Here is a 17,729-nt window from a genome sequence, read left to right as displayed (position 1 = left end):
AGCCGCAAAATAATAGAGAGCGTTCTAGATTTCAAATAAAAGAAAAGGGAATTCCCACGCGTATATTCTGAAATCTCTACTCATTAACGTAGATCAGTTTTTCCTTGAAAACGGCCAAATCGATCCCGTATTTTTTTCAATCTTAGATGATACTCCAAAATCTCAATTCTTGCTTTTTCTGCTAGAGGGGCAATTGGTCGTAAGTCTTTTAACCTCCAATACTCAACCACTACATCAAGTACTTGATCAAAATATTGTAGTGGCCCATAGTTTGCTTCTTTTGCAATCACAGCCATTCTATTTTCAAAATCAGGCATGACGGCACCTGGCATTTTAAAATTCCTAATCACATTGGCAATATGGTAGCAATAATTTGGTTCCAATTCTAAATGTGTTCGAATAACGTCTCGATAAAACGCATAATGAAGTGTTTCATCTTTTGCAAGACGGCGTAATAATGTAGCAAGATCTGGATCATGCTTACTTGCCACCTTAGCTACATTATTGTAAAACACCATTGTTGCAAGTTCTTGTAGTGTCGTATACGTCATGGCTTCGATTGGTGTATGAAAATCAGGCTCAAATCCACACTCAACGACTGATTTTCTTAATTCATGTATACGTTTAGGATTTACACTTCGAGTGAGTAGTAAATATGTCTCTAATAAATTCGAATGTTGATCCTCTTCTGAGGTCCAAGTATGAATAAAGTCTGTAATAACAGAAAGGGAACCTTTAAAAGTCGCAGATAAATACGTTGTAAACCATGGTAAATTCACTTCTGTTAATAAAGCTGTTTCAATGGCCGTAATTACACCAGAAGGGAGAGTAACTTGACTTTCATCCCAAGGAACTCTTTTAAAGTCCATTCCCTTATCCCATGGTAAAAACTCATGATAGCCCCAGTCTATCTTCTGCGCTCTTATTTTATGTTGTTCATACAGTTTTTTTAAACGTGGTTCTAATCGGAAATCTAAATCATTTGTTAGCATATAAGTGCCCCCTTTTCTTACCATGAATATTCAGCTTATTTTTATCTCTAAAAATTTTCTACAAATAAATATTACTTTCCTTTTTTTAAATCAAACATAACAAACTTGTAACAAAACTCTTTAAGAGTGCTATATTTTCATAGGATTTTTTTATCAAAAGAGGGACCGTTACATCTATTTTCTTTTTTATAAAATAGATATTGAGGCAAACAATATGTTAGTTAGTCAAAATAAAAACTAACCTCAGTAAATACAGAATAACATTCATGGATAAAGATACTCGTCATGTTGTAAATTTTGGTGAGTGTAAAAAGGTGCATGCCTATAAAGAATCGTTTTATAATAAAGATTGATAGTGTTTTATATACACTATCAACTTATTTAGACGTAAGATTATAATCCAATATATTAGATTAAGCGCTTGAAAAAAATATAGTTGATGAGATAGCCTTAAACGACAATTCCCAACAAGCTTAATGCACATTGGCTATGATGAGTTAGACCAAATTTTGTGAAACAGTATACAAAAAAAGGGAAGAGGCGATAAACATGCAGTCAACGGAAGCGCATATGAAGGAAAAACAGCGTAGAGAAAAAATAGAAATTATATTTAGTCACAGGGTAAAAGGGGAGAATTTTTTTCATGGTTCTTCCTATCAATGGAAAAACATTGTATATCAAAATTATAATAGGATACAACAAAAAGAGTTGGAAATTGAACAACTCATTTCGAAAATGGAAAAAGAAGGGATCCGTTTTACGCAGCACCGTTCACTCATACACTATCCCGTCATTGATTTCGTAAAATATATAGCTAAGATTTATAAGGAGGAGCCCCTCGAAATAAAATAATCATATTTATAAAAGGTTTATTTCCGGGGATTTTTTTAACTTAAAACCAGGGGTACCCCCCATTTCCATCAAGATAAAGTTTTTTAACACCCCCAAAACGAAATTTTTAGGTTTTATTGTGAAAAAAGCCTATTTATCGTTTTGGGGGTGACCTGTTTTCTTAGGTTGATGGGGTATCGCCATCAACCTAAGATTACCCAAAGATCTAATACTGGTCCTAAAGCCATGCCATTGCTTCTCCACGACGAGATCGTGGAATACATCAATCACAGCCTTTTCTATCGAACTTGTAGCAACTGCCCAGCTGATTCCATTGAGAATATGTAAAATCACTAAGCATATAGCCCCTGTTATCCAAGTATAAAAATACATTGTCTTTACAAATAATACTCAAACATTTTTGCAACCTTTTCTTTTATTTTTTCTTTTATAGATAATTGGTTGACGTCAGAGGATGTTACTTGCTTTGAATTTTGTAAGTCTGCATTAATCACTGGTTTTATTCTCGAAATATAGATAGGGTCATGAATATAACAGTTCATTTCTTCATTTAAATGAAACGAGCGTGAATCAAAATTCACGGTCCCAACCATCAATACTTTTTCATCAATCAAAAATACTTTACCGTGTAACACCCCATTTTTATAACCATATACTTCCATCCCCTGTTTTAATGCTTTTCGGATATATGGATATGCTGCTTCTTTAACTAATAGTGCATCCGAATGAGGTGAGAATAGAATTTTGACACGGACTCCCCTCTTTCTTGCATCTACTAATGCGTTCCAAATAGTTCTGTCTTTTGGTATAAAATAAGGTGTTAATATAATAATGGATTCTTTTGCTTGTTGAAACAGCATTTTATAATCTTGTCCAAGTTTTTCTCCACTATAATATGCAGTAAATCGTTGCGAGGTTGCTCCCTTTTCCTTTACCGCATTGTGTATCGGAATCGGTTTCTCTGAGTTTCTCTTCCAGTCTAATACAAATTGTTGTTCTAAATCTTGAACTCCTTCTCCTCGTATTTGAAGATGATAATCTCTCCAATAACCAAGTTTTTCTTTTTCCCCTAAATACTTCTTTCCGATGTTGAATCCGCCAATGTAACCAACCTTTCCATCAATAACTGAAATACGACGATGATTCCGATGATCCAAAGAAGAAAAAAGATAAGGGAAAGCAGGTTTATTGTAATATGTAAAATGAACTCCTTTTTTAACTAATAATTCTCTTTCCTTTTTCTTTAGTAAAATTCCACCTAACCTGTCCAAAGCATAGTATACTTCTACACCTTCTTGACTTTTTTTCCGTAATAACTCTAGAAACTGATGGCTTACTTTATCATCAGCAATAGAAAAAAAGTTAACATGCACGTAATGCTTTGCTTTCTCTATATCTGAGAATAGTTGATTGTTTAACTGTTTCCCATCTGTATACAAAGTAATATCACTTTGACGCATAGGGTATTGACTAGAATTCTGGCTAAACACCCCATTTTTTTCGGCTATCGTTCTGTCAATTTCACCCCAAACAAACAGAACTAAACATCCACCGATAAATAAAAAGAGGAATACTCGGAAAGTTCTTCCTATCTTTTTCAGCATATTTAATCTCCTTTATATATTATCGTTTTATTTCTGTTAGTTTTTGTTATTGGGACAAAACTATTCCATGCATCTATTAGCTAAAAAAAGCCTTCTTTGAATGATTAACTATAAAATTTCTCATTCGCATAACCCTAAAATTGGAATTCGTACGACGATAACAAAATAGGCACTCTATATTTTGAAGTACATTTACAAGGAGGAATACTACATGACAGTAAGTACTAAACTTAAACAAACTATCGCTGGATTAAAGAGTGCTCAAGCATGCCTAGAAGGATTTGTTCTTGATACTGATAACAAGCAAGCAAAACAATTATATAAAGGTGCAGCACAACAAACTCAAGAAATTATTGAATCTTTAAATCCTCGTCTTCAACAAATTGAACATGAAGAGCCTCAGTACAAGTAATAACATAATACCTTTCACATAGAATATCGTCCCCATGGAAGAGTGCCTAGCTTAAATAACGATTATCATAATGCTAATTACGATTAAAGGGTCTCACCATATTGCCATCAATTTAAGAATTCAAAATTACCCCAAAACGAAAAAATGAGTTCAACTCTCATGGACACCTATGAAAAGATAAAATTTTCGTTTTTGGGGCATTTCAAAATATTAGCTTGATTGGCATAGGGGTACCGCCACATACCCGTCAAGCTAAAGATGTATATTCCATGCACTTCCGTTCTTGATGCTCACATGCTTTATATTTTTATTTGTTTTTAAAGTTTGCTTTTGATTAAAAGGGAAAATACACGCTATAAAAATAAAACCCCAATTTCTCTATATTAAAATTGAGAAATTGGGGTTTAGTCACGTAATAATATTTTTTATTTAAAACAAGTAACTGATTAATAATCCTGCCGATAATAAAAAGCCAAAAATCGTATTTGTCATCGCTGTTGATTTCATTGCGATGCGCATATACCCAGGATCCTTTGCACCTTTTTGGAAACTTTGAATGGCAGAGATTGGCTTTCTCAAACCTAGGAACATAACTAATGCCCAAGGGCTTATATAACCCATCAATACAATCACAGCGATCCATAAATAAGCAATGAAAAAGGCTACAGCTAATGTTACTATTGCTTTTTCTCTCCCAAGGAGGATTACTAATGTCTTTCTCCCACCTTTAATATCTTCTTCGATATCTCGGATGTTATTCGACATGTTGATTGCACCGACTAAAATTCCAATTGGAATGGAAATTAATACACTTTCAATCGTTATCGTATTCGTTTGAATAAAGAAAGCAATGAGTACAAAACATGTCCCCATTAACAATCCAGAAACTAATTCTCCAAATGGAGTGTACGCAATTGGTAATGGACCACCTGTATATAAATAGCCAACCGCCATTCCAATTAAACCAATAACGACTAACCACCAGCTGCTATTCATACAAATATAAACTCCAATAATTGCTGCTACTACATACAATAAAAGTGCAACTGTTAACACATTTTTTGGCTTCAATCCATGACGGACAATTCCGCCACCAATTCCAACAGAATCAGCGGTATCTAATCCACGTTTGAAATCATAGTACTCATTAAATAAATTCGTCGCTATTTGCAATGCTAAACATGCAACCATCATCGCAATAAATAAAAGCCAATCGATTTTAGCAACATAAAGTGATGCCACCGTCCCTAAAATTACAGGAGAAAACGTCGCCGTTAACGTATGCGGGCGTGTCATCTTCCATATTAATTTAGCGGAACTAATTTCTTTTTCTGTCCCCATAACTCTGTTCAAGCTCCCTACATTTAAGTATAAATTACTAGCAGTATCTTTCTATCTGTTTTCTGCCACGCATCCATTATATCAAAAAATGAATTGGTAATAGAACTGTAATGCTCTTGCTTGCACGATAACTTTGCATCAAATCATCCAGTTGTAAATCTGCTTGACGTAACAATTCTTTAATACCAATTGGTATTGTCCGTGCTGCCCACTTATATACTTCTCTTCCATTTTGAACTATCTTCCCATGTGTTTTTAAAGGATTTCCAAACATGGTAGTAGATAAATTTTTACGATATACATGCATACCTCCTTCCCCATTTGTCCCAATATGGGTAGCTATAAAGCTAGACACTTCTTCATCTCTCTCTACTAAAACAGCTGCGGCTGCGGCTCCATCTCCAAATAAGATACATGTAGTTCGATCTGTATAGTCTGTAATCTTAGATAAGGTTTCTGTCGTTACAATTAAAATCTTGCGATGAAGACCAAATGTAATTAAACCATTCGCCAGATGTAATCCATATGTAAAACCAGCACAAGTCGCATTGAAATCAACAGCGCCTGTATGCTGAATATTAAAATGCTCTTGTATTTGGCAGGCTACACTTAGAAAAGTGTAGTCAGGCGTAGTTGTTGAAACGAGAATACAATCCACGTCGACAAGACTTTTATGATAACGTTCCACTAAGTTTTCAATAGCATTAAAAGCTAACGTGGAGGCATATTCGTTATCACCAACAATTCTTCTTTCCTTCATCCCAGTTCTTTGTACAATCCATGCATCATTTGTATCTACTAGTTTTTCTAAATCATCATTGGTCAGCTTTTTTTCAGGTACATAGGTACCAATAGCTGTAATTCGTGCTTTTGATTGCACACATTTATCCCCCCTTTACTATCTTTACACTTAGTTATACAATCAAATAATAGTACCAGGTTCTAAATTCTGTCGATATTCGAACATGAAATTTTAGGAAATTAAACTAACTAAAATATCTATCTATGGTATAAAGGAGAGAAATTCATGTTCAATATTCAACAAATTAAAGAAATTATTCCCCATCGTTACCCCCTTTTATTAAGTGATTGGATCATTGAAGTAGCAGAAGGAAAGCGTGCAGTTTGGCTCAAAAATATTGTGACTAATGAAGTATTTTTTACCGATTTTTTCTGATTATTCAGTTTTTATTAGCATCCTTATTGTAGATGCCCTTTTAACATGGATAAAAAAAGTAGGAGTTTATTGAAAAGTTTTCTGGAGAAGGACAATGCTAAAACCCTGCATTAATGGAGAAATAAAAGAAATTTAGAATAATTTAAAGGGAGAAGAGTGATGATTGATATTTTAAAGATTTTTGCGGCCTTAGCTTTGGGCTACCTTTTAGGCAGCCTTAATACAGCGGTGATTGTAGGGAGAATATACGGAAAGGACATAAGAAGCCATGGAAGCAAAAGCGCCGGGCTTACCAATACTCTGAGAGTACTTGGGAAATCTGCTGCGGTGTTTGTTCTTGCGGGAGATATATTAAAAGGGATAATTGCTTGTTATATAGGCTTGTTCCTTAGCGTTTACTTTTATTCGGGAGAGGCTAAAGATTGCGTAAGCCTTTTAGCGGCAGGCGCAGGGGCGGTTATAGGGCATAACTGGCCGATATATTTTGGGTTTAAAGGGGGCAAGGGAGCACTTACAGCAATGGCTGTGCTGTTTATGATTGACTGGGTTATGGCCCTTTTATGCCTTGGCTTTTTTGTGATAATAGTAGCTTTAACCCGTTATGTCTCTTTAGGTACAATATGTGCTACATTGCTTGTTGCGGTCATTTCATTTATTCCTGTTTTTGGGAACACCTTATATTTTTACATATTTGCATTCCTAATGGCGTTTATGGTTATTTTCAGGCATATGGAAAATATAAAAAGGCTGCTTTCAGGAACAGAAAATAAACTTATTTTTCTGCGGCATTGAGCATGTCGTCAAAATGGAAAAAAATCGGGGTTAGTTAACCGTCTAAGAGGTACGGCAACGATTCATCCCAAAAAAAGAAACGAACAAAAATGTTAGTTTCTTTTTTATGGTGTTTAATGCTCAAGAAAACTTATAACCGCATAAGTATATAGAACGACTAGAGCAAAGGCACATATTCCCATAATTATAATCGCTAGTGCGCTTTTCTCTTGTCTAAACCCTATAATTCCAAGAATAAATGCACTCAACATTGTTACCTTAAGCATTGTAGAAAGGTTGGGAATTGAATATCCACTCAACCAGGTAGAGAAACTTACAATTACAGAAAAAGAGAACAAAGTTAGAACAATAGATAATATATTAATGTGCTTCCCATACTTCAGTTGCATTTCGCTAGCCTCTTTTCATTAGTGAATAATAGGTAGGTGACTATATTTTCATTTTATTCTAAATTTTCTTTAAAATCCACAACAGAAAGAAGAGGTTGTCCCAAAAGTCGCTAAATAGTTACTTTTAGGCAACCTCTTTTCTTTATTTTTACTTTCCTCTAGTTTAGAGATACTTGTTTCTTTTTCAGGTAACGTATCAAGAAAATCCGTTGCTCAAATTCGAACAACGGACCTCCTTTATATGAACCAATGTAAAACATCCTCAGCAATCTCTTCTGGTCTATCCCAATGCATTAAATGCCCTGTATTTTTGTAAAGCTTAGTCGTAATATTAATACGCTTCTTAAATTCTGCTATCTGCAATTCTCTTATTTCTAAATAATTATTAGGAAGATCGCAATACAACAATAAAATATCGCTTTTAATTTTATGCGGTTTCAATGTTTTATACACCATATATTGAAACTTAATTACACCTCTAGCGGTATCGCCAGTAGCATGCCATTTCACTTTACTATCTTCTTCTCGCATTAAATCATAAACCGCACGTTCTATTAATGGTGACCACCTGCTGTAAGCCAGTTTTTCTGATTGGATGAATGCTTCTTTACTGTCAAAAATATATTCATCAAAATCTTTTTCGTAATGGGTGATTTCTTCTTCTAATGACCGCGGTGGACACTCTCCTTCTTTCGCATCTTTATATAGCTCTGCAAAATAATTTGCATTCATTTTACCATGATGATAACCACCATCTAACAAAACCATTTTATTCACTTTTTCTGTACATTCTGCTGCATAATGAAGCGCAACGCTTGCTCCCCATGAATGTGCTACTATATGAAATGTTTCTTTTCCTATTTGCTCAAGTAATGCTACTACCCAATTTGTTAAATGAGATGCACCGTAATCTTCATCCTTCCCGAAACTTGGTGTTTTCCCATGTCCAGGTAGATCAAACGATACAATATGAAATTTATCTTTTAAAAGTTCCGCTATTTCTATAAAACTTAATTTTGTACTTCCTAGACCATGAAAACAAATGATTTGAGGATTACTTTTATCTCCCCATTCACAAACACTTGCTTCATATTCGCCAAATTCCACAAAAAAGTGATTCATTTTTAATCTCCTCTAATTGTTAGAGATAAATTAGTTTGCATGCAAAATTGTTTTTTTATAATAAATAAATTCAACAAAATTATCCAAATCCCTTTTTCGTAAATGATCTTTATAGACTACGAAAGTTAGAAAGTACTAAGCGCTTATCATTTCAGTTAATGGTTAGACTACATCTTCACGCCTATGAAATGAATATAGTTTAATAGTTGTACTATACGTTTATCATATGTGTGATTTCTCAAAGTTCTATCCAGTCCATTTTTTGCTATTTGTTTTCTTTCTTGTACATGTTCCAAATAATACTCTGCTTTTTGCATAAACTCCGCTTCACTATTAAACGTTTCTATTTCAACGCCTGGTATGTAATGCTTTGCTACATCTGGTCGTATATCAGTTAATTGAAAAGAACCTACAGCATTAATTTCAAACGTCCTATTATTTACTGAATACGCTTGAATATTTGCAGCATTACAATTCAATTCCTTATCATTTGGTGAACGGTGTAAATTTATATTGATTGTAGTTGATACGTAAAATTGTAATGCATCTTCATACTTCGCAAGTGGCAATAGTTGTATTTTATCCTTTAGCCTCTCATAATTCTTTAACTTCTCCCAACCGAATCCCACAATTTTTGTATTTTTTTCTGCTAAATACTCTGAAATAGAATCAACAAAGTTAATTCTATTTTCAAAAGCTGTGCCTATAAAACTAAGATCATACTTATATGTATCTTCTTTAAGAGAAGGTTTAAATACCTCTTGATTCGCTGCTAACGGGAGATGAAATACATTGTTACATCCTATCGCCCTATAAAACTTGATACAATTTAATTCTTGCGTAAATATGTAATCATAATACGGCACAAGATGTTGTGTTACATCCGTATAATACGGATCATCTGTCAGCCAAAGTCCAGTAGTAAAACCAGCACTCTTTAGTACTGGCATGACACTAATAATCCCCTCGTTTAAACCACCGAGTACCAAAATAAAATCCGGTTTCATTTTTAATGCGGTTTCTATCGCTCGTTCCGGGTTTACCATAATTGTATTACTGTTTACCTTTTGTAAACTATTCAAAATTGCTTCTTCGATCATTGGATAATAAAAAGGAATGCCTGATTGAATAAATAAAATTTTCTTAGGCGTATTGTCTTTCATGTCATCTCCCCTATTTCTACATAATCAAAGTGCACGAAAATTAGCAGTCTTTATTTTTCATAACATCTTCTTTTACATGTATAAGCACCGTTTATGTCCATTATGTTGCACTTCCCCTCATTTTACAGGCTAACGAGATTTTGGAAGCTGTCACGAAAGGAATAAAATTAGGTTATATTCAGCCCAATTATTAAACATAGAAAATGAATACGTAAAAAAAGAGCCTGCTCGTATGAGTTGGCTCTTTCTCTTTTACAATATCTAATACACTCTACAGCAAAAAACATGGTTAAGATCAAATTATTTCCAAACAATACCTCGCCGCTCATATTCCATTCTATACTCAACAGCAGCTGCAATTTTAGGACTTGCGAACTTTTCCGTAATCCAAAGAGCTAAATCAATTCCTGAAGTAACTCCTCTTGCAGTAATAACATCACCTTGATCCACAATTCTGTAAGGAAGAAGTTCTGCCCCATATGTACGAATTTCACTCTGCGCCAAATGATGCATTGTTGCCTTTTTATTATTCAATATACCGGATGCAGCTAGTAACATACCTCCAGTACACACTCCCGCAACAATCGTTCCTTCGTTGTACATCTCTCTAATCATTTTAGTCAAAGTACCAAGCTCAGCTTCCTTTCGCGCTCCATGTTCAGCTTTATGATTCCAACCACCACCAGGTACAATTAACAAATCTGGGCGATTATCCATTCGTAAAAAATCATGCAGATTCACCGTCACTCCAAATGAAGTAGTAACTTCTTGTTTCGGTTCACTTGATACGAGTTCAACCGTAAATGGAGCCCCTTCTTCTATTGCTCTTTTCAGTACTTCAAAAGGTGCAAAGGAGACAAGTTCTCCAAAACCGTCAAACAATACAATTTGTATTTTCATTTTTTGAACACCTCATATGATTTCTTTTTCGCATCCAAAATTAGAATAATAAATGTTATCTACCAATTAACAATGACGACAGTCTTTCTCCTCTTCCTTTATAAACTCTCAAATGTTCTACTAATGCAATCTCATCACCTAATAGACCTATCGTCTTTTTAACGAAATTCCAATTTAGACTACCTGATAACCATAGCAATGAAGAAAGTCTTTTATATTCATTTGAAGTTAAAATGTTATTAGCTCCATAACCTTCTAAAAATGCTCTAGCAATTTTAGAACATACTACATGTGACTCTATTCCTTCCGTTCGAGAATACCACTTTAATAAAAAGGCTAAACCCTCAATACGATCAACATATCCAATCGATTCAAAATCTACAATCCCTTTTACACATTGATTGGAGTTCCATATGACATTTAAAGGATTTAAATCAGTTTGTACAATAAACTCCAAATCACTCGTATGTGCACATTCTATATGATACTTAGCTAAATCCATATATCTCTGCAATTGCTTGCATGTACCACCTTTATTTTCTAACAGCTTTATAAACTCACCATATCCATCTAAATGAGATTTCTTTTGAAAAGTTGGGCTTTGAAATGTACTAGAAATATCATGTATCTTTCTTGCTTCCTTTCCAAAGACTTCTGCTATCGTTTCTGTACAATGAGTAATATGTTCCCCTTCCATCCAAGTAGACAATACAAACCGGTACTGTTCCTCATTCCAAGTGAGTAATGAAAAGCAATCCCCCGCCATATTCTCCTGAATCTGCATAAACGGAATTCCATGCTCTCGTAAATAATACGTAAACCGTACTTGCTCTTTCAATTGTTCATTTGATAACGTTCCAAAGGCTGGATTGATTGTTCGATCGCTATTTATAAACCGCGCGGAATACCGATTCCCATTTACAATGATTTTATAGTGTAGATCTGTATGCCAACTGTTTTTATGTAGTTCTTCTTCCACTATTAGTGAATGAATTTCTTTAAAGTAGTTTATTAATATGTCTTTTATTATTTGTTTCATCCTATTCTCCTTACATACAAAAATTCATTTTTGTACTTCCTAATAAAGACCTTTTAAAGTGAGAATTTTTAAGATACACCTAATGTATTCAAATAGAGAATCCTATCCTACTGTGAGTAATAATACAGTAGGATAATTTTGCCGCCAAAATTACAGTAGCCTTCTATCTATGTAGATGAAAGAAGGCTACTAAATCTTTTTAAAAATCTAGTTATTTCATAGTGAATGTATTATTGATTAAATAATACATTTGTTTAATACGAGTACTAAATAAGAAAAATTAACCGTCATAATGCAATTAACAAATTGAGGATTTTCATTTAAACTTTATAAAACTCAAATGTATTTTTTTCTAAACATATTGTTCCATCAGAAGTTTTGATAATTATATCAAAACGCTGACTATACGAATGCATAAATACTTCATATTGAATCCGGCGTTCTTCATGAGACTGCCTTAAATAATTTATATCGGCTCCCCTTTCAGCTATATCCCGGCTTGATCTTCTCATTAGTTCCGTTTCGCCATCTGTATAAAAATAAATTTTCAAATCAAATAAATCAGGATTAATAAATGCGGCGCTCATTCCTTCCACAATCGTTACTTTATTTTCCGAAGAAATCAACTTACTTTTCATATAATGCGTATCTATCGTATAAAAATCTAGCCCAGCTCTAACCATATGAATATCTCTTTCTAAAGCTGCCAAATGATGCGCCGCTGGATGACAAGCTGTCATTTTATAACGATGATTTTCATTTTGATATGTATAGTGAATCACTGCATGCTTGCGGATATCCGAACTAACAATGTAAGGATCTGTATTAATATAATTTACTTCATTTTGATTTAGTAGCTTTACGAGTCTATTAGTAAACGTCGTTTTTCCAGCTGCACCATGTCCTGAAATACCGATAACAATTTGTTCATCTCTCATCTTTAACCAATTTATGATTTCTTGTAACAACTTATCCATCATTCTCCCCCTTGCGTTAATATACTACCCTTTATTTTAATATCCAAAAATCCCTTTATTTAATTATACATAAAAAAGAAAAGATAGTGTGATTATTCATCATACCATCTCTAATTCTAAACAACTTTATGATCTTTTAAATGACTTTATTATTTGTGAACACCTACATGATTAAATACATTTCTAACTTTATCAATCCAATAGAATATCCTCTATTTTTCGGTAATTTATGCGAACCAATGCAGTCATGACTAATAAAAAAGAGCCAACCTCCTATACGTTAGAAGATTGGCTCTTTCCTTTCTTTACTCCCCTGTATCAGAAAATCGCTTTATACGTTCTCCAATTTCATCGCGAACACGTTGAAATTCAGACCACTCTTTTCCTGCTGGATCATCGAATCCCCAGTGAACACGATTTACGTGCGGAGGTGTCGACGGACAAACAGAATCTGCATGACTACAAAGGGTAACGACTAAGTCAGCGTTATTTAAAATGTTTGCATCAATTATATCCGATGTTTGGTTTGTTATGTCGATATTTACTTCTTTCATCGCTTTAATAGCATTTGGATTTACTCCGTGTGCTTCAATACCTGCAGAATATACATTCCACTTATCCCCTACATATTGTTTGCCCCACGCTTCTGCCATTTGGCTTCGGCATGAATTTCCTGTGCATAAGAAATAGATTGTCTTTTTGTTTTCCATGTTGTTTTCCGCCTTTGTTTTTAAATTTAGACTGGCTGATCACTAAAATATTTTCGCTTAAACCAAAAAGCGACGTTTACAAGCGCAATCATTACAGGTACTTCCACTAACGGCCCAATAACAGCTGCAAATGCTGCGCCCGAATGAATACCAAACACACCAACTGCTACAGCAATTGCTAACTCAAAGTTATTACTACCTGCTGTAAATGCTAACGTTGTAGTCACCGAATAGTTTGCACCAATTTTTTTTCCCATAAAGAAAGAAACAAAAAACATTACAATAAAATAAATGAGTAATGGAATTGCTATTCTTACTACATCTAATGGTACGCTAACAATCATTTCCCCTTTTAAAGAGAACATAACGATGATTGTAAATAGTAATGCAAGTAATGTAAGTGGACTAATCTTTGGTATAAGCACCTTTTCATACCACTGTCTTCCTTTTAACTTAACGAGTACAAATCGTGTCAACATACCTGCTATAAAAGGAATTCCCAAATAGATAAATACTGATTTCGCTACTTCTCCCATTGTAATATCGACAATAGCCCCTTCAATCCCTAACCATTCTGGAATGACTGTTACAAACACGTATGCATAAACGGAGAAGAATAACATTTGGAATACTGAGTTAAAAGCCACTAAACCTGCCGCATACTCTTTATCCCCATCTGCAAGGTCGTTCCAAACAATTACCATTGCAATACAGCGCGCTAAACCAATCATAATGAGTCCGACCATGTATTCTGGCTTATCAGGAAGAAAAATAATTGCTAAAACAAACATAAGTACAGGTCCAATAATCCAGTTTTGTACTAAAGATAAAACCAATACTTTTACATCTTTAAATACTCGGCCCATTTCCTCGTAACGAACTTTTGCTAATGGTGGATACATCATGACAATTAAACCAACAGCAAGCGGGATAGACGTTGTTCCAACTTGTAATGTATTTAGTCCGTCTACTACACTAGGAAACACAAACCCTAAACCAATCCCAACAGCCATAGCTAGAAAAATCCATAGTGTTAAATATCGATTTAGAAAAGATAAACGTTTCATTTTATTTTCCATCTCCTATTAACAACAAGAATTTTTTTCTACTACGTTAGAAGTCGTGCAACATGATGCCTCTTCTATTTTATGAACATCACTATGTGCTTTCGTATAAAAGAATTCCCACTCGTTCCCATCAGGATCTGTTACCCAAAACTTATCTTGAACCGCATAGCAACAAGTTGTATCCATCTCATCACGCGCAAAGAAACCTTCTTTTTCTAATCTTTCTTTATGTAACGTAATTTCTTCAGCTGTATCCACTTGGAAACCGAAATGATTTACCTGATTTCCGTTCACTTCATCTCGTACGTTCAGCGTGAAATTAAGTCCTGGCGTCTCTAATAAAAATTTTGCATAATCCACTTTTACCTTAACTGGTGACACACCAAATACCTTTTCGTAAAATTCAATAGACTTCTCTAAATCCGTAACATTTATACCAATGTGAACATATCTCATAGCTTATTCCTCCTCTTTACATGTTATTAATCAATTTTTTTTGATCAATAGTACAAAATTTTAACAACAGCTACCTTTTCCTGTTTTTCTAAAGATACAGCACAATTCTTCTGATAATAAATTATTTACTTCCGCATCATTTAAATCATAATAACTCCACGTACCTTTTGTTTCTTTTACAATTAAACCTGCATCTAATAAAATCTTTAAATGATAGGATAACTTAGATTGCGTCATTTCAAAAATCTCTGTTAAATCACATACACAAGTCTGGCCTCGCTGGCAAAGTTCATACATAATTTCTAAACGCTTCTGATCCGCTAATGCTTTGAATTTTTTCTCATAGAGCTGAAAATCTTGTGCCACTGTAGTTCCCTCTCCCTTCATCAACTTTTTTTGATATTTATAGTATATACGCAGATGAGTTCTATATGCAACTACTTCATCAAGTTTTTTTGATTTATTTGAAAAACTTCCTCGCATCCTATCTTTGTTACAATATGTCCGGGGAATGGAGTCTCTATAACTGTTTTAAATTTTAATTTGACCATTTTAGAGTAGCGCCCCATCACCATCAAGCTAAGAAAAACAAATACCCCCAAATGAAAAAAATCGATATAACGCTTCGGCAAATAAAGATAACTCTTGTTTTTGGTGCATATTCATAAAAAGCACGTCACCCTTTCTCATTAACATAAGAGAATAGTAATGTGCTTTTAATTTCAAAAATAGACTAAATCCTTAAGTTGATGGTTGTGGGGCGGGACCCCAATAAGAACGGTATCTAAGGTTGTATGAGAGGTGTTAGTTCCATTCCAAAGGCCTCACCCGACGATTAACTCAAGTACCGATTTCGGATGACCCCCATGTGATGAAGTTCGTGTCCTGCGATACCGTACGCGAGGGCGCGCACCGTAATGCTTAGTTCGTTGGCTGTGCCCTTGCGGGTCCACGCCTCCGCCGGTAGCCCGCGCAGCAATGTGATCGTTGATTGCCGTACGGCCCGGTAGTCTTCGGCCAATTGCTCGGTTGTCCAGCTTCCAAAAGGAGGCATGAACAATTCCTGATCGAAACCAGTCAGAGGCGTCTGGTCCCCTCTTGCGAACCGGAGCAGGCGGTAGGTCATGACACGTTCCGCATCTGCAATGTGGCCCACAACTTCTTTCAGCGTCCATTTTCCTTCCGCATACCGATATGTGGCCTGGCTTTCGGTCAACGATGCCAGGAGCTCGGTCATTTGCTTTTCCTGGGCGAACAGAATATCGATGATGTTACCGTCCGGCACCAAACGGATATATTCGCCAGAGTTCCCGGCGTATTCTTCTTCTGACGGTCTTTGATTCATGCGTAGTCACCTCTTTATGTACATATAGAAAATTATAGCGCTCGTCTATGTCTAATAAATTCGCGAAATGATAGAACTTCCCTTCTAATAATTGAGGAGAAGCAACTATTTAGTTGGTCGGTCGCCACACTATCCTGATTCGTTAGCACAATAAAAATTATCTGTTATACAATATTTCGAAGTTATTAATATATAAAGGTAACACCTTCTTTTTTTAATTTAAAGATGAATTTTCAATTATATTTTGAAATGAACCGGAGTAAAACACACTAGTCTAACTACTTTTTATACAAAAAAGAATAGCGAAGATCCCTAGAATCTCTGCTAAATCAATGATGTATAAAATCTTATATAAGTGATAGATAGACATAGAGACAAAAAATTTAGTAAAAACAAGGATTCTATGAAAAACTTGCTACCGATAATAGGACGTTATGTTAACCTCACATGTATAGAATATACAATAAAAACACGATACATCACTTTTTATAAATGGTATAATAAGGAAAAAGAGAGGTGAAAAACTAATGGACGACTCTATGTTTGCGTTTCGAGTTGTTTTCAATGCACTAACATCATTCTTTTCCAACGGGGTCTGGGTCGTTTTGTTCTTCTTCTTGTTAAATAAAACGTATGAAAACAAAACTTTCAAAACAGCATCGAGTATTATTACTGTTGTTGTCTTAGTATTTTATTTGTTTTATTGCATTCGGAATAGCATGTAATGCCTTTCTTTGAATAAGGTAGGGAAATCCCCCAGTATCCAAGACTAAATTTTACCCATACATCATTTTTTGGATCTAGCTCTTGAAGATAAAAACTATTTAATTTTCAAGGAACAGTTATTAACTTAAAACTTATTATACGAGGAGGGTGTATCATGAAAAAAATATGCTTTGTATTAATTGTCGACGCTGGTATAAATTATGGTTCAATATTTTCTCTACCATTTTTAAGGAATCAGGATGATTTGAAGGAATATTTTTCTAAGTATTATGATGTTTCAATTAATTATATTAGGGATAAAAACTCAGTTGACTATTTGGTAGTTCCCAAACCGTGTCCACCTTTTGATAATGAAAATAATCTTCCAATAATTGAAGTACCAGCAATCTTATTTATGGAAAAGGATTTTGAAAAAATAAAGACTTATATAGACAATTATTTTTCTAATAACTCATAAAGAAAATAAAAGTACAGTAAAAAGAAGTCCGATAAAAAACGAGTGGCGTAGAATATTTCTATTAATCATTCGTTTTTTATTATATTTACATATATTTTTTAAAAGAGGATTATAGACGTTCTGAAAAAGATTAATTATAACAAGAACAGTGTTCGTACCCCAATAAGAGGGGTTTACTTTACTTCCAATAACGAGAATTATGGTGCGA

General features: G+C 34.4%; 19 protein-coding genes and 2 pseudogenes. 6 read left to right on the top strand and 15 right to left on the bottom strand.

The window, feature by feature from the left end; all coding sequences use genetic code 11:
- Positions 1–83 precede the first annotated feature (83 nt).
- Positions 84–992 (bottom strand): acyl-ACP desaturase, encoded by a 909-nt coding sequence (locus tag K5S59_RS29375; protein ID WP_120450465.1) that lies wholly within the window; start codon positions 990–992, stop codon positions 84–86.
- Positions 993–1,541: 549 nt separating this feature from the next.
- Between K5S59_RS29375 and K5S59_RS29370 the strand changes: the two genes are divergently transcribed.
- Positions 1,542–1,844 (top strand): hypothetical protein, encoded by a 303-nt coding sequence (locus K5S59_RS29370; RefSeq protein ID WP_001191993.1) that lies wholly within the window; start codon positions 1,542–1,544, stop codon positions 1,842–1,844.
- Positions 1,845–2,221: 377 nt separating this feature from the next.
- On the opposite strand, the gene K5S59_RS29365 is transcribed toward K5S59_RS29370, so the two are convergent.
- Entirely contained in the window at positions 2,222–3,448 is a 1,227-nt protein-coding gene (locus K5S59_RS29365; protein ID WP_000913733.1) for a phospholipase D-like domain-containing protein, read from the bottom strand.
- A 211-nt stretch (positions 3,449–3,659) separates the two neighbouring features.
- Between K5S59_RS29365 and K5S59_RS29360 the strand changes: the two genes are divergently transcribed.
- On the top strand, positions 3,660–3,860 hold the full coding sequence (locus K5S59_RS29360; RefSeq protein ID WP_000218933.1) for a DUF1657 domain-containing protein: 201 nt from the start codon (positions 3,660–3,662) through the stop codon (positions 3,858–3,860).
- A gap of 429 nt (positions 3,861–4,289) precedes the next feature.
- Here the strand turns inward: K5S59_RS29360 and menA are convergent, their stop codons facing one another.
- Positions 4,290–5,201, bottom strand: a complete 912-nt coding sequence (gene menA / locus K5S59_RS29355; RefSeq protein ID WP_000536376.1) for a 1,4-dihydroxy-2-naphthoate polyprenyltransferase — start codon at positions 5,199–5,201, stop codon at positions 4,290–4,292.
- Between the two features lie 139 nt (positions 5,202–5,340).
- A pseudogene (locus K5S59_RS29350) lies at positions 5,341–6,081 on the bottom strand (beta-ketoacyl-ACP synthase 3); the annotation flags it as partial.
- Positions 6,082–6,228: 147 nt separating this feature from the next.
- Here K5S59_RS29350 and K5S59_RS29345 point away from each other — a divergent pair.
- Both K5S59_RS29345 and plsY read left to right on the top strand, forming a co-directional pair.
- Positions 6,229–6,418 (top strand): annotated as a pseudogene (locus K5S59_RS29345) (hotdog family protein); the annotation flags it as partial.
- A gap of 119 nt (positions 6,419–6,537) precedes the next feature.
- Complete coding sequence (plsY, locus tag K5S59_RS29340; protein ID WP_048543696.1) at positions 6,538–7,170, top strand: glycerol-3-phosphate 1-O-acyltransferase PlsY; 633 nt, start codon at positions 6,538–6,540, stop codon at positions 7,168–7,170.
- 113 nt (positions 7,171–7,283) lie between these two features.
- Here plsY and K5S59_RS29335 read toward each other — a convergent pair whose 3' ends face one another.
- The 11 genes from K5S59_RS29335 to K5S59_RS29285 form a co-directional block, all read right to left on the bottom strand.
- The gene (locus K5S59_RS29335) at positions 7,284–7,559 is read right to left on the bottom strand and encodes a hypothetical protein (RefSeq protein ID WP_001176332.1); all 276 of its coding nucleotides are present in this window, start codon (positions 7,557–7,559) and stop codon (positions 7,284–7,286) included.
- A 237-nt stretch (positions 7,560–7,796) separates the two neighbouring features.
- Positions 7,797–8,681 (bottom strand): alpha/beta fold hydrolase, encoded by an 885-nt coding sequence (locus K5S59_RS29330; protein ID WP_120450468.1) that lies wholly within the window; start codon positions 8,679–8,681, stop codon positions 7,797–7,799.
- Positions 8,682–8,848: 167 nt separating this feature from the next.
- Positions 8,849–9,844 carry a CgeB family protein gene (locus K5S59_RS29325; protein ID WP_120450470.1) on the bottom strand — a complete coding sequence of 332 codons (996 nt, stop codon included), beginning with the start codon at positions 9,842–9,844 and terminating at the stop codon, positions 8,849–8,851.
- Between the two features lie 300 nt (positions 9,845–10,144).
- Complete coding sequence (locus K5S59_RS29320; protein WP_087984504.1) at positions 10,145–10,744, bottom strand: DJ-1/PfpI family protein; 600 nt, start codon at positions 10,742–10,744, stop codon at positions 10,145–10,147.
- Positions 10,745–10,799: 55 nt separating this feature from the next.
- A complete protein-coding gene (locus tag K5S59_RS29315) occupies positions 10,800–11,783 on the bottom strand; it encodes a phosphotransferase enzyme family protein (RefSeq protein ID WP_120450472.1) in 984 nt (327 codons plus the stop codon).
- Between the two features lie 320 nt (positions 11,784–12,103).
- Positions 12,104–12,760, bottom strand: coding sequence for a uridine kinase family protein (locus K5S59_RS29310; RefSeq protein ID WP_087984494.1), 657 nt, complete (start codon positions 12,758–12,760; stop codon positions 12,104–12,106).
- 305 nt (positions 12,761–13,065) lie between these two features.
- Positions 13,066–13,470 carry an arsenate reductase (thioredoxin) gene (gene arsC / locus K5S59_RS29305; protein ID WP_000428366.1) on the bottom strand — a complete coding sequence of 135 codons (405 nt, stop codon included), beginning with the start codon at positions 13,468–13,470 and terminating at the stop codon, positions 13,066–13,068.
- 26 nt (positions 13,471–13,496) lie between these two features.
- A complete protein-coding gene (gene arsB, locus K5S59_RS29300; protein WP_120450474.1) occupies positions 13,497–14,537 on the bottom strand; it encodes an ACR3 family arsenite efflux transporter in 1,041 nt (346 codons plus the stop codon).
- An 18-nt stretch (positions 14,538–14,555) separates the two neighbouring features.
- A complete protein-coding gene (locus K5S59_RS29295; protein WP_098238168.1) occupies positions 14,556–14,993 on the bottom strand; it encodes an ArsI/CadI family heavy metal resistance metalloenzyme in 438 nt (145 codons plus the stop codon).
- 60 nt (positions 14,994–15,053) lie between these two features.
- Positions 15,054–15,380, bottom strand: coding sequence for an arsenical resistance operon transcriptional regulator ArsR (gene arsR / locus K5S59_RS29290; protein WP_162937141.1), 327 nt, complete (start codon positions 15,378–15,380; stop codon positions 15,054–15,056).
- Positions 15,381–15,828: 448 nt separating this feature from the next.
- Positions 15,829–16,338 (bottom strand): DinB family protein, encoded by a 510-nt coding sequence (locus tag K5S59_RS29285; protein WP_098259130.1) that lies wholly within the window; start codon positions 16,336–16,338, stop codon positions 15,829–15,831.
- Between the two features lie 527 nt (positions 16,339–16,865).
- Here K5S59_RS29285 and K5S59_RS30770 point away from each other — a divergent pair.
- Positions 16,866–17,063: a hypothetical protein gene (locus tag K5S59_RS30770; protein ID WP_002096482.1), complete on the top strand. Its 198-nt coding sequence runs from the start codon at positions 16,866–16,868 to the stop codon at positions 17,061–17,063.
- Positions 17,064–17,218: 155 nt separating this feature from the next.
- Positions 17,219–17,521, top strand: a complete 303-nt coding sequence (locus tag K5S59_RS29280) for a hypothetical protein (protein WP_000717614.1) — start codon at positions 17,219–17,221, stop codon at positions 17,519–17,521.
- Positions 17,522–17,729: the final 208 nt, after the last annotated feature.

Source organism: Bacillus sp. BML-BC051, from assembly GCF_019656175.1.
Lineage (GTDB): Bacteria > Bacillota > Bacilli > Bacillales > Bacillaceae_G > Bacillus_A > Bacillus_A mobilis.
Note: the sequence above shows the minus strand (reverse complement) of the source record. Positions and strands in the feature narration are given on the sequence as shown.